Source organism: Ochrobactrum vermis (assembly GCF_002975205.1).
Taxonomy (GTDB): domain Bacteria; phylum Pseudomonadota; class Alphaproteobacteria; order Rhizobiales; family Rhizobiaceae; genus Brucella; species Brucella vermis.
Window position 1 is genome coordinate 1,338,449 of the sequence record NZ_PCOC01000001.1, and the last position, 12,699, is coordinate 1,351,147.

A 12,699-nucleotide genomic window follows, 5' to 3' on the forward strand; every position below is an offset into this window, starting at 1 on the left:
ATCATGTCTTTCTTTCGTTCGGCGCTTGCCGCTGTTGCCTTTATCGCGCTGTCGCAAGGGGCAGTCCAGACGGCTGCTGCCGCCAATGCTGAAAATACCCTGGTTCTCAAACTGAAGGACGGCGACGTTGCTATTCAGCTCCGCCCCGACCTCGCGCCCAAGCATGTGGCCCAGATCGAAAAGCTGGTTGGTGAAGGCGCTTATAACGGCGTTGCCTTCCACCGCGTCATTCCGGGCTTCATGGCCCAGACCGGCGACGTGAAGTTCGGCAACATGGACAAGGGTTTCGATGCTTCGCGCGTCGGCACCGGCGGTTCGGACTATCCTGATATTCCAGCAGAATTTTCGAAAGAACCGTTCGTGCGCGGCACAATCGGCATGGCTCGCAGCCAGAACCCGAATTCGGCCAATTCGCAATTCTTCATCATGTTTGCGGACGGCGCGTTCCTCAACGGCCAGTACACCGTGGTCGGTAATGTTGTCAGCGGCATGGATGTCGTCGACAAGATAAAGAAGGGTAGCGAAGCCGATAACGGCGCCGTGGAAAACCCCGACAAGATCATCAAGGCCACGCTTCAGGCCGACAAGAAGTAAAATACAAGGAGAGGCCCAATGGCTTACAAAGACCCTGAAAACACGCTTGTTCTGGAAACCACCAAGGGCAACGTCGTTCTGGAACTCTATCCAGACCTCGCGCCGGATCACGTTGCGCGTATCAAGGAACTGGCCCGCGAAGGTGCCTATGACGGCGTTGTGTTTCACCGCGTGATCGACGGCTTCATGGCCCAGACCGGCGACGTGAAGTTCGGCAAGACGGGCGGCGCACATTTCAACGGTTCGCGCGCCGGCATGGGCGGTTCGGACAAGCCGGACCTGAAGGCTGAATTCTCCAACACGCAGCACAAGCGTGGCACGGCTTCGATGGCACGTTCGGCTAACCCGAATTCGGCCAACTCGCAGTTCTTCATCTGCTTCACCGATGCTCCGTGGCTCGACCGTCAGTACACCGTCTGGGGTCAGGTTATCGAAGGCATGGACAATGTCGACAAGATCAAGCGCGGTGAGCCTGTTGCTGATCCCGATACGATCGTGACGGCCCGTATCGCTGCCGACGCCTAATTCTGTAGTTTCTGTCCAGCTATCGCGGCTCCGGTATTGCCGGGGCCGCTCTTGCTTTAGAGCGCGTCCCGAAAAGTGTGAAACGCCTATGCAGGAAAATCAGTCCACTGGACTGATTTCTGGTCCTGCTTCGATCGGAAAAGACGCGTAAAAACAAAAAGTTGGAGCGCCGATCTGATTCAATCAGATCGAGACGTGCTCTAATGCATTTCCGAACACCACCATTCGGCGGAAATGTTCTCACGAGGTTCATAATGCGCGTTGATCTTTTCGATTTCGAATTGCCGGAAGAGAGCATTGCTCTGCGTCCGGTGGAGCCGCGTGACCACGCCAAGCTGTTGCGCGTCCGTCCCGGCCAGCCATTCGAAGATCGACAGGTATTCGAATTGCCAGATCTTCTGCAGCCGGGCGATGCCCTTGTTTTCAACGATACCAAGGTGATCCCTGCACAGCTTGAAGGCATGCGCGAGCGCGAAGGCAATATTTCGCAGGTGAGTGCCACGCTGCATATGCGCACCGGCCCTGACCGCTGGAAAGCATTCTTACGTCCGGGCAAACGCGTGAAAGAGGGCGACCGAATCCGTTTCGGCCATTCCGGTTCAAGCTGCTTCCTCGGCACGCTTGACGCCACTGTGGCGGAAAAAGGTGATGCGGGCGAAGCGCTTCTCGTATTCGATCTTTCCGGCGCAATGCTGGACGAGGCGATTGCATCGGTCGGACACATTCCGCTGCCACCCTATATTGCATCGAAACGCGCAGAAGACGAACGCGACCGCAAGGACTACCAGACGGTCTATGCGCGTGAAGAAGGCGCGGTTGCTGCTCCCACTGCCGGATTGCATTTTACGCCGGACCTCCTGGAAAAGATCAAGGCCAAAGGCATCGAAGAGCATTTCGTAACACTGCATGTGGGGGCGGGGACGTTTTTGCCGGTCAAAGCCGACGATACGACCGACCACAAGATGCATGCAGAAATCGGTTATGTCTCGCAACGGACTGCCAATGCGCTCAATGCCGTGCACGAGCGGGGCGGCAGGATCATCTGTGTCGGAACGACATCACTGCGCCTGATCGAAAGCGCTACGGGCGAAGATGGTATTGTCCGCCCATGGTCTGGCGCGACCGACATCTTTATCACGCCCGGCTACAAGTTCAGGGCAGTCGATCTGCTAATGACCAATTTCCATTTGCCACGCTCGACGCTATTCATGCTGGTATCGGCCTTCAGCGGCTTTGAGACGATGCACGCTGCTTATCATCATGCGATCAGCAACGGCTATCGCTTTTATTCCTATGGTGACGGCAGCTTGCTTGAGCGAGCCGACAAAGCTAAAGACACCGCATGACTCTGGAAAACTTAAAGACAAGCGAAAACTTCGAATTCAAAGTGCTGGCAACCGACGGTTCGGCTCGTCAGGGCGAGATTTCCATGCCACGCGGCGTGGTGCGCACGCCTGCCTTCATGCCCGTCGGTACGGCTGGTACGGTCAAGGCCATGTATATGGACCAGGTGAAGGAACTGGGTGCCGACATCATCCTTGGCAACACCTATCATCTGATGCTGCGTCCTGGTGCGGAGCGCGTGGCCAAGCTCGGCGGCTTGCATGAATTCGGCGGCTGGAAGGGCCCGATCCTGACCGATTCCGGCGGCTTTCAGGTCATGTCGCTGGCGCAATTGCGCAAGCTCGACGAAAACGGCGTGACATTCCGCTCGCATATAGACGGCAAGGCGTATGAAATGACGCCGGAGCGGTCCATCGAGATTCAGGGACTGCTCGATTCCGATATCCAGATGCAGCTCGACGAATGCGTGGCGCTGCCTTCCCCGGAAAAGAATACCGAGCGCGCCATGGAATTGTCGCTGCGCTGGGCTGAACGCTGCAAGGTTGCTTTCGGCGATCAGCCGGGCAAGGCGATGTTCGGCATCGTGCAGGGCGGCGATGTCGCTCGTCTGCGCGAGAAATCGGCGGAAGCGCTGAAGGCAATGGACCTCAAGGGTTACTCCGTCGGCGGGCTTGCAGTCGGCGAACCGCAGCAGGTCATGCTCGACATGCTGGAAGTGGTCTGCCCGATCCTGCCGTCGGAAAAGCCCCGCTACCTGATGGGGGTCGGCACACCGGACGATATCCTCAAGTCGGTGGCGCGCGGGATCGACATGTTCGATTGCGTCATGCCCACCCGTGCAGGTCGCCATGGCCTTGCCTTTACCCGTTTTGGCAAGGTGAACCTGCGCAATGCGCGCCATGCGGACGATCATCGTCCGCTCGATCCGGAATCGGATTGCCCGGCATCGCGCGACTATAGTCGCGCCTATCTCCACCATCTGGTGAAATCCGGTGAAGCGCTCGGCGCGATGCTTCTGACCTGGAACAATCTGGCCTATTACCAGTATCTGATGAAGGGGATCCGCGCATCGATTGCCGATGGGCGCTTCAGCGAATTTGCCGCCGAAACATCAGAAGGATGGGCGAGGGGCGATATGGCTCCGCTCTGATTCGCAGCCTGCTAAAGCAAGGGGCGCACAGCGCCCTTTGTTCTTGATAACTGTCAGTTCTCTGTCAGCATGTTTTCCAGACGAACGAGAACTGCACGCTGTTCTTCATCGTTCAGAATTTCACATTCCATCAGTTTGGAGCATTCAAGTCCGGCGACTGCGAGATAGACGATCAACGCCGTATCCGCGTCGCTTGTATCCTTGATCATACGGTCCAGCAACGCTCGGTGATACTGACGAACAGGCACCATGAAACCGGGGTCTTCGGCCAGCGCTGCAAGCACGCCGCAAGCGGGCGGCTCGTCGTCGGCCTGAACCCGGTAAACATCGAGAAAAGCCCGCGCCAAGCGGTTTTTATCGCCTTTTTGGAGTGTCTCCTGAACCGCCATGGCGTGTTCGTGCTCTTTCATATATTCTTCAACGACTGCTTCGAGCAGTTTCGCCTTCGTCGGAAAAGAATAAAGCAATCCGCCTTTTGAAAGCCCCGCGCGGGCTGCTACGGCATCGAGAGAGAGGTGAGCGGGTCCGATCTCACGGGCAAGCTCGGTAGCAGCACGCAAAATACGTTCGCGTGACGAGACCTTCTTTTTTGTTAGCAATTTACTGGTGTCTCCTGACAGTTCGGATGTTGACAATACCGTCCAGACGGTACAGTTATTCGCCACTCTCATTCAAGTAAAATACGCGCGACCTTTGCGTGACTGCGAAAGAAGGCGCCGCGGCCAATCCCCCAACCCTGATCGATCAGGGAGCCATCTGGAGTGCATCCGCAATGATCAAGCGCCTTATTCTGGCAATAATATTCCTGGTGATCGTCGTTGGGGGCCTCGTTGGCTTTAACCTGTTCCGATCACAGGCCATCAAAGACTTTTTCGCAAACATGCAGCAGCCTGCCCAGACGGTTTCGACCGTCACAGTGAAGCCGGGTGTCTGGAAGCCCGGTGTGGAAGCCATCGGCACGGCCAATGCGCTCAATGGCGTAGATCTGACCGTGCAGCTTGATGGCCTCGTGCAGAAGATAAACTTCAAGGCCAATCAGGAAGTCAAGGAAGGCGACGTGCTGCTTCAGCTGGAAGACAGTATTCAGAAGGCAGACTTGGCAGCCGCCGAAGCCGAAGCCGTTCTTGCCCAGCAAAATCTGAAGCGAGCTGACACGTTACGCACCCGTGGTGTTGGTGCTGTGTCGAATGTCGATACAACAGCTTCGGTCGCCGACGCTGCAAGCGCGCGCGTTGAAAAAATGCGTGCGACACTTGCGCAGAAGTCCGTCAAGGCCCCGTTCTCAGGCATTATCGGCATTTCCAAGGTTGATCTCGGCCAGTATCTGACGCCGGGAACAGTCATTGCCACGCTGCAGAACACGGACGTGATGCGTATCGACTTCACTGTTCCGGAACAGTCGCTGTCATCGATCAAGCTCGGGCAGACCGTGAAGGTCGGCTCGACCGCCGAAGCACTTGACTTCACCGGCACGATTGTCGGCATCGACCCGAAGATCGATCCGACGACCCGTCTCGTTTCCGTGCGCGCCGAGGTGCAGAATCCGGATCACGCGTTGACGCCAGGCCAGTTCGTGCAGGTTCGCGTCGAGCTGCCGGAAGAAGACAATGTCATCGCTCTTCCGCAGACCACGATCATCTCCAGCCTTTATGGTGATTATGTCTATGCGGTCCGTCCGGAACAGAAGCAGGAAGGCGCAAAAACTGCTGACGGCGACGATGCTGCTAAGGCTCCTGCCACTGATGCAAAGCCGGAAGAGGGTGAGAAGCAGGTCGCACAGCAGGTCTTCATCAAGCTTGGACGCCGTTATTCCGGTCTCGTCGAAATTACGAACGGCCTCAAGGCTGGCGATATCATCATCACCGCAGGCCAGAACCGTCTTTCGCCCGGCGTGCCGGTGAAAATCGACAACACCGTCAATCCGATTCCGGCCGCAATGTCGGCTGACAAGCAATAGGCGATCACGATGAGCTTTTCCGATATTTTCATCCGGCGCCCCGTGCTTGCCACGGTGGTCGCCCTGATGATCATCCTGTTGGGCCTTCAGGGGATCGCGCAGCTTACGGTGCGCGAATATCCAAAGGTCGATGAAACTGTCATCACCGTCACGACGAACTATGCCGGTGCGAGCGCTGATCTCATTCAGGGCTTTATCACCGCGCCGATCGCCGAAGCGGTCGCGACCACTGAAAACATCGACTACGTGACGTCCTCAAGCCGTCCGTCGTCGAGCACAGTGACTGTGCAGATGAAGCTCGGTGCAAACCCGGATGCGGCGCTGACGGAAGTCATCGCCAAGGTCAACCAGGTTCGCGGCGACTTGCCGGACGAATCCGACGACCCTGTCATCGTCAAGGGAACGGGCCAGAACTTCGCCACCATGTATCTGGCGGCGCAGAACCCGAACATGACGAGCGAACAGATCACCGAGTATCTGGAGCGCGTCATCCAGCCACGCATGTCCACCATTCAGGGTGTCGCGAAGGCTGAAATTCTGGGCGGTCAGGTCTATTCGATGCGCGTCTGGCTCGATCCGATCCAGCTCGCGGCCCGCCAGATTACGGCACCGGAAGTTCTGGCGGCAATCAAGGCGTCCAACTTCCTGTCGGCACCCGGCACGACGAAGAATGAATATGTTGCGTCTTCGATCACGCTGAAATCGACCTTGCAGACCCCGGAAGCCTTTGGCGCAATGCCGATCAAGGCATCGGGTGACGATGTCGTTCGCCTGCGTGATGTCGCACGGGTCGAACTGGCAGCGAAAAGCACGGACACCATCGTTTCCTTCAACGGCTCGGCGGGTACGTTCCTCGGCGTCTTCCCGACCCCGGCGGCAAACCCCATCGATATGGCGGCTGCGGTTCGCAAGGAACTGCCGTCTATTCAGGCATCGTTGCCGGAAGGCATGTCCCTTGTTCTCGTTTACGACGCAACCGAGCAGATCAGTTCTTCGATCAAGGAAGTCTTCACGACCATCGGCGAAGCCGTCGCCATCGTCATACTGGTTATCATCGTCTTCCTCGGTTCGTTCCGGTCGGTGCTGATTCCGATCGTCACAATTCCGATCTCGTTGATCGGCGTGTGTTTCTTTCTTTATATACTCGGATTCTCGATCAATCTGTTGTCGCTGCTCGCCATGGTTCTCGCCATCGGCCTTGTGGTCGACGACGCCATCGTGGTTCTCGAGAACATCCACCGGCATATCGAAGAGGGCCTCAAACCCATGGATGCCGCGTTCAAGGGCATGAAGGAAATCACCGGCTCGATCATCGCCATGACGATCACGCTGGCGGCGGTGTTCGCACCGCTCGGATTTACCGGCGGCCTGACGGGCGCGCTGTTCCGCGAGTTTGCCTTCACGCTGGCCGGTGCCGTTATCATCTCAGGCATTGCCGCCTTGACGGTTTCGCCGATGATGTGCGCGCGCATGCTCAAGCATGGGGATCAGACCCGGTTCCAGAAATTCATCGACCGGACCTTCTCGCGTTTCGAGAAGTGGTATCACCGGCGTGTTTCCAACTCGCTCAACTATCGCGGTATCACGCTGATGATCGTTGTGGCGCTGATGGGACTGACGGGTTTTCTGTTCATGAACACGTCGAGCGAACTGGCACCGGAAGAAGATTCCGGCGCGCTGTTCTCGATGTTCCAGGCTCCGCAATATGCAACCTCGGCCTATACAAATCTCTATGCCGAACAGATCGACGAACTGACCAAGGATCTTCCCGAATTGAAGACCCGTTTCCAGATCGTCGGTATGGACGGCGGTACGACATCGGGTATCGCGCTGTGGGTTCTGAAGGACTGGAACGAGCGTAGCCGCTCGCAAAAGCAGATTCAGGAAGACCTGACAGGGCGTATTTCCAAGGTGGCAGGCGTGGAAGCCTTCATCTTCGCGCCTCCATCCCTGCCGGGTACGGGCGGCGGCTTGCCTATCTCGATTGCAATCCAGTCGACCGGTCCAGCCGATCAGGTCTTCGCGCTCGCTGAAGAAATCAAGAACGAAGCACAGGCCTCCGGCCAGTACATCATCGTGCAGAACTCGCTGTCCTTCAACGCGCCGCAAATCACGATCACTATTGATCGCGACCGCGCAGCGACGCTGGGCGTGCAGATCAGCGATATCGGTTCGACGCTCGGTCTTCTGACTGGCGGCGCATCTGTCGCCAAGTTCGACCGCGATTCGAACAGCTATGACATCATCACGCAGGTGCCGGATAGCTATCGTTCGAACCCGGAAAAGCTCGGTGACTTCTACGTGCGCAGTGTTTCCGGTTCGATGATCCCGTTATCTTCGGTCATCACGATCAACCAGAACGCATCGCCTGCGGCAATCGAGCAGTTCAACCAGCTCAATTCCGCGACGATTTCGGCTCTGCCGCTGCCGGGTGTTACGACCGGACAGGGCTTGCAAACTCTGGTCGATCTGGCCAAATCCAAGATGCCGGAAGGCTTCTTCCTGGATTATTCCGGCCAGTCACGTCTGGAAGTAGAGCAGGGCAACACGATCCTGATCGCCTTCGGCCTTGCCGTTGTCGTGATCTATCTCGTGCTTGCGGCACAGTTCGAAAGCTTCCGCGATCCGTTCATCATCATGATGTCGGTTCCGCTGTCGATCTTCGGCGCTATCGTGCCGCTGAATATCGGTCTCGGCACGCTGAACATCTATACGCAGGTTGGTCTCATCACCCTTGTCGGGCTGATTACCAAGCACGGTATTCTGATGGTGGAATTCGCCAATCAGCAACGCCGTCTGCATGGTCTTTCCCGCCGGGACGCAATCATTATTGCGGCTGAAACCCGTCTGCGTCCGATCCTGATGACCACGGCGGCAATGGCGCTTGGCGTCGTACCGCTGATCATCGCGACCGGCGCCGGTGCGGCAGCTCGCTATTCGATGGGTCTGGTGATCTTCACCGGCATCGTGATCGGCACGATCTTTACGCTGTTCGTGGTGCCGATGTTCTACACCTTCATCGCCAAGAAGGATGTGGAAGGCGAATATATCGCATCAAAAGAAGACGGCGGCGAACCGGCCGGACCGGTTTCGGCGCAACATCACTGAAACTTGCGTTGAACCATCAACAAAGGGCGGCCTAGAAATAGGCTGCCCTTTTTGATTTTTACTAACGTTGCAAACGCCGCGTTCCAACCCATATGAGCCAGTATGATTCCCTTATCCGTTCTCGATCTTTCGCCCGTTCCCGAAGGTAATGATGCAGCGCAGTCGCTGCACAACACGCTGGAACTTGCGCAACATGCCGAACGGCTCGGCTTCCACCGTTACTGGCTGGCCGAACACCACAATATGCCGGGTATCGCCAGCGCCGCCACATCCGTGGTCATCGGTTATGTTGCCAACGGAACCTCGACAATCCGCGTCGGCGCAGGTGGCGTCATGCTGCCCAATCATTCACCTTTGGTGATTGCGGAACAGTTTGGCACGCTTGCTTCCCTGTTTCCGGGCCGCATTGATCTTGGTCTTGGGCGGGCTCCGGGTACTGACCAGATCACCGCTCATGCGCTTCGTCGCAATCTTGATAGCGATGCCAATGCCTTTCCGCAGGATGTGGTTGAGTTGCTGAACTATTTCAAACCGGCGGAACCGGGCCAGCGGGTGCGCGCAGTGCCGGGCGAAGGATTGAATGTACCTGTCTGGATTCTCGGTTCCAGCCTGTTCGGCGCGCAGCTTGCCGCCATGCTGGGGCTGCCTTACGCATTCGCCTCGCACTTCGCGCCCGCCGAAATGGAACGTGCCATTGCCCTTTATCGCGAGCGGTTCGAACCATCGGAATATATGCAGAAGCCTTATGTGATGCTGGGCCTCAACGTGATTGCAGCCGATACGGACGAAGAGGCGAACTATCTTTTCACGTCGCAATTGCAGGCCTTCGTCAATCTTCGCAGCGGTCGTCCTGGCAAGCTGCCGACTCCCGTCGAAGGCTATATGGAGCGGCTCGATCCGTCTGCTCAGGCGCTCGTTCGCCAGATGCTGTCATGCCGTGTGGTTGGTGGACCTGACACCGTTACGAAGGGTATCAAGGCCTTTGCTGAGAGCACCGGTGCCGATGAACTGATGCTGACCGGCATGATCCACGATCACAAAAAACGGCTGCATTCATATGAGATCGCAGGTCAATCAATCGGCCAGTCAATCGCCTGACCGACCGGTCTCCATATCGGTATAGACCAGATAGCGAAGCGGCCCCGGTGTAATGGCGTCGAACGGATAGCAAGTCGCCAGCACGAGGTGGCGGCCCTCGCTATCTGGAGCAATGCTCGCTTCGTCCCAACGTGCGATCGCCATATGGCTGACGCGATAGGAAACGCTCTTGCCGTCACTCCGGGTGACGACGATCTGATCGTTCTTCTCGATATTTTTCAAAAATGCGAAATGCGTATCACGATGTGCGGCAAAGACGGCCGTTCCCCGTTCACCTGCCATGGGCGTATTTTCGAGATGGCCGGGACCAAAAGCCAGTGCCTGTCCGCTGGCACCTTTCAGAGCGATGGCCGATTCACCGAGGCGAGGGGCCTCGATACGGGCAACCGGCCATGTATCAGCCCATGTCCAGGGCTTGACCGGAACGCCGGTTTCGACGCTTTCTGCAAATGCCCTTTCAAGCAGGATTTGTGCCGCAAACGCCTTGGCATGTATCCAGATGCCTTGACCGGCAATTGCCATACCCATCGCAATCAGCACGATGCTTAAGGCGAGGACGAGGGAGCGCTTTAGCGCGCTCCCGAATACGATCCGGCTGGCCGACATCATACATTCTCCTTGCGGCGAAAAAACCAGAAGACGAAGAGGCCAATCAGCATCAGACCCAGTCCCTGCATGAGCAGCATCGTTGCCGGTGTTGCCGTTTGCGGCAAAGGAATGGATGGAGTTGGCGACGATGGCGAGACAGGGCGTTTACGGGCGAGAACATTGCCGCTCTGCTCATCGGTTTCGATGCTTGCACGATCATCCACGTTGCGGTCTGCACGAATGCCGAACAGCGCGTCATAATCCCAGCCGGCAGGCAGTTGCAGTGGGATATCGGCACGGGTCAGCGGCGCATTTGCAGGCCGTGACGGTGTCTGATCGACGGCCACAAGACTTGTCAGTCGGCTGACGAGGTGATGTTCCAGCGCAAGACGGAGGATGCGTGCATCGGCAGCGTCCTGAGAAATCTTGCCTAGGACCAGTTCCACTTCCGCATCGTCGATCTTGCGACGTGCCCATAATTTCGAAATACCTTCGGCATCCATTGCCTGATCGAGCGGCAGCTTGACCGTCCATGGGCGACCATCGATCTGGCCTTCGATGGTAAGATTTCCAGCCGCCTTGCCCATTTGCGCAGCGACGACGAGCGGTTCCCCACGATAGAGATCAGGCAGAATGGAAGGGGTCATGCTCACGTTCTTTTCCGAGAATTTTGCCTTCAGGTCGGTAACAGCGGGGTTTTCAAGCTTGTCGAAAAGCGCCCGCATGCGTTCGTCCACTTCGTCCGCCGAACCAATATGCGTGAAGGTTCCACGTCCCAGTTCTGCCGCACGGTTCATCAGATAGGAGTTCGGAGCAGGCCCTATACCCACCATGAAAATGCGTGACCGTCCGCGACGTGCTCCAATGGCATCGAACAATTGCTGCTCGTTGCTGATCTCACCGTCGGTCAGGAATACGATCTGACGCAATCCAGCGCCTTGATGGCTGTCATCAAGGGCAGCGTGAAGGGCAGGCAACATCTCTGTTCCACCTTGCGCTTCAAGGCTCGTTACGAAACCGCGAGCTGAAGCAATATTCTGCTGATTGGCATCGACGGAGTCCTCGAAGAACCGGGTCAATGTGTCATCGAAGCGGATCACGTTGAAGCGGTCGCCGGGCTGAAGACGCGACAGCGCATAGTCCAGACTGGCCTTCGCCTGTTCAATGGAGGTGCCGCCCATCGACCCTGAATTGTCGATCACGAAAATGATCTCTCGCTTTGCATTTCGGGTAGTAGCAAGCGTTGGCGAGGTGACATAGGCAAGCACATAATCGTCTTTACCGATATGCTCACGAAACAGGCCGACTTGCGGCGTATCGGTTACGACAGCACTCCATTCCAGAACGAAGTCGCGATCTGCAGCAGCGTCTCCGGCCAGCGTGATTTCACGCGTCGTATCGTTTTGCGTTTCAATCCTGACCTTGTGATAAAGGCTTTCAACCTTTCCAAGCGGGAAGCCTGCCTTCAGATTGACTGAGACGGTCACCGGATTGGTTCGTATAACTGCAGGTGGGGTCAAAGGCGTTACAAGCGGGGCGTTGTAAGTATCAGACTTGCCAGCTTCGCTCGACTTGCCCCAGCCATTATTCATCTCGACCTTCTGGACGACAGGGGAGGCATTGTCGGGATTGTAACGCGGCGCGACGACCAACGGGACACGGAGCGAAAAACGGCCATCTGAAAGACGCACGGCCTGCTGATACTCAATCTGAATAACGACTTTCTCGTGCGGTCCGATATTGGCGACGGCATTGGTAAACACGTTGGGCCGCTGCTGTTCGATCAGCGTGGCTTTTTTCCCCTCGTTTTTCGCCTTTTCGTATATTTCTCGTGCTGCCTGTTTCTCCTTGACGTCGGCGACGATCACGCGATCGCCGATGACCATTTTCAGCGAATAGACCGCACTTTCTTCGGGCAACGGGAAAACATACAAGGCTTCAACGAAACCGTCCGTCGGGTTCTCGAATGCCTGCGTCAGCCGGGCTCGTGCCGTCGGGCCGCTCACGTCGAGATTGACATCGGTGGCGAGCCGAGGCGCTTCGACATAACGCCCAGTCTCGTTTGTCTCCAGAAGAAGGCTGCCGGACTGAACCTCGTTCGGAGTGATCGAAACAGGAGCTTCGGCACGGGCATGAGCAATCTGCAACAGGCAGAAAACAACAGCCAGCGCTGGCAGTAGCGCCATGTTGCAGAACCAGACGAATGAGCAGAAGCGGGAGAGAGCTCTGCCTTTAATGCTCTGATTTGGAAGACTTATCGCGGGTGACATGACATGCTCCTTGTTCACCTCGAAGAACTGGAGACATTGTCGCCGGATGCGGTGTTTCCACTCCA

Annotated in this window: 10 protein-coding genes; 7 read left to right on the plus strand and 3 right to left on the minus strand. The window is 56.9% G+C overall.

Going from position 1 to position 12,699, the window contains the following annotated elements; genetic code table 11:
• Positions 1-3 precede the first annotated feature (3 nt).
• From CQZ93_RS06700 to tgt, 4 genes are all read left to right on the plus strand, one after another.
• Positions 4-594, plus strand: coding sequence for a peptidylprolyl isomerase (locus CQZ93_RS06700; protein WP_105541888.1), 591 nt, complete (start codon positions 4-6; stop codon positions 592-594).
• 18 nt (positions 595-612) lie between these two features.
• On the plus strand, positions 613-1,119 hold the full coding sequence (locus CQZ93_RS06705; protein WP_105541889.1) for a peptidylprolyl isomerase: 507 nt from the start codon (positions 613-615) through the stop codon (positions 1,117-1,119).
• Positions 1,120-1,373: 254 nt separating this feature from the next.
• Positions 1,374-2,465 carry a tRNA preQ1(34) S-adenosylmethionine ribosyltransferase-isomerase QueA gene (queA, locus tag CQZ93_RS06710; protein WP_105541890.1) on the plus strand — a complete coding sequence of 364 codons (1,092 nt, stop codon included), beginning with the start codon at positions 1,374-1,376 and terminating at the stop codon, positions 2,463-2,465.
• Entirely contained in the window at positions 2,462-3,613 is a 1,152-nt protein-coding gene (gene tgt / locus CQZ93_RS06715) for a tRNA guanosine(34) transglycosylase Tgt (RefSeq protein ID WP_105541891.1), read from the plus strand. Before queA ends, tgt begins: the two co-directional genes overlap by 4 nt.
• Before the next feature lie 53 nt (positions 3,614-3,666).
• Here tgt and CQZ93_RS06720 read toward each other — a convergent pair whose 3' ends face one another.
• On the minus strand, positions 3,667-4,284 hold the full coding sequence (locus CQZ93_RS06720) for a TetR/AcrR family transcriptional regulator (RefSeq protein WP_422616079.1): 618 nt from the start codon (positions 4,282-4,284) through the stop codon (positions 3,667-3,669).
• Between the two features lie 101 nt (positions 4,285-4,385).
• Between CQZ93_RS06720 and CQZ93_RS06725 the strand changes: the two genes are divergently transcribed.
• The 3 genes from CQZ93_RS06725 to CQZ93_RS06740 all read left to right on the plus strand — a co-directional run bounded on the left by CQZ93_RS06725 (position 4,386) and on the right by CQZ93_RS06740 (position 9,776).
• Positions 4,386-5,570 carry an efflux RND transporter periplasmic adaptor subunit gene (locus CQZ93_RS06725; RefSeq protein WP_105541893.1) on the plus strand — a complete coding sequence of 395 codons (1,185 nt, stop codon included), beginning with the start codon at positions 4,386-4,388 and terminating at the stop codon, positions 5,568-5,570.
• 9 nt (positions 5,571-5,579) lie between these two features.
• Positions 5,580-8,678: an efflux RND transporter permease subunit gene (locus tag CQZ93_RS06730; RefSeq protein WP_105541894.1), complete on the plus strand. Its 3,099-nt coding sequence runs from the start codon at positions 5,580-5,582 to the stop codon at positions 8,676-8,678.
• Positions 8,679-8,780: 102 nt separating this feature from the next.
• Positions 8,781-9,776, plus strand: coding sequence for an LLM class flavin-dependent oxidoreductase (locus CQZ93_RS06740; protein ID WP_105541895.1), 996 nt, complete (start codon positions 8,781-8,783; stop codon positions 9,774-9,776).
• Here the strand turns inward: CQZ93_RS06740 and CQZ93_RS06745 are convergent.
• Both CQZ93_RS06745 and CQZ93_RS06750 read right to left on the minus strand, forming a co-directional pair.
• Positions 9,765-10,385, minus strand: a complete 621-nt coding sequence (locus CQZ93_RS06745; RefSeq protein WP_422616080.1) for a class GN sortase — start codon at positions 10,383-10,385, stop codon at positions 9,765-9,767. The two genes, CQZ93_RS06740 and CQZ93_RS06745, sit on opposite strands and share 12 nt — an antisense overlap.
• Positions 10,382-12,634 carry a marine proteobacterial sortase target protein gene (locus CQZ93_RS06750; RefSeq protein ID WP_105541897.1) on the minus strand — a complete coding sequence of 751 codons (2,253 nt, stop codon included), beginning with the start codon at positions 12,632-12,634 and terminating at the stop codon, positions 10,382-10,384. Before CQZ93_RS06750 ends, CQZ93_RS06745 begins: the two co-directional genes overlap by 4 nt.
• Between the last annotated feature and the right edge of the window lie 65 nt (positions 12,635-12,699).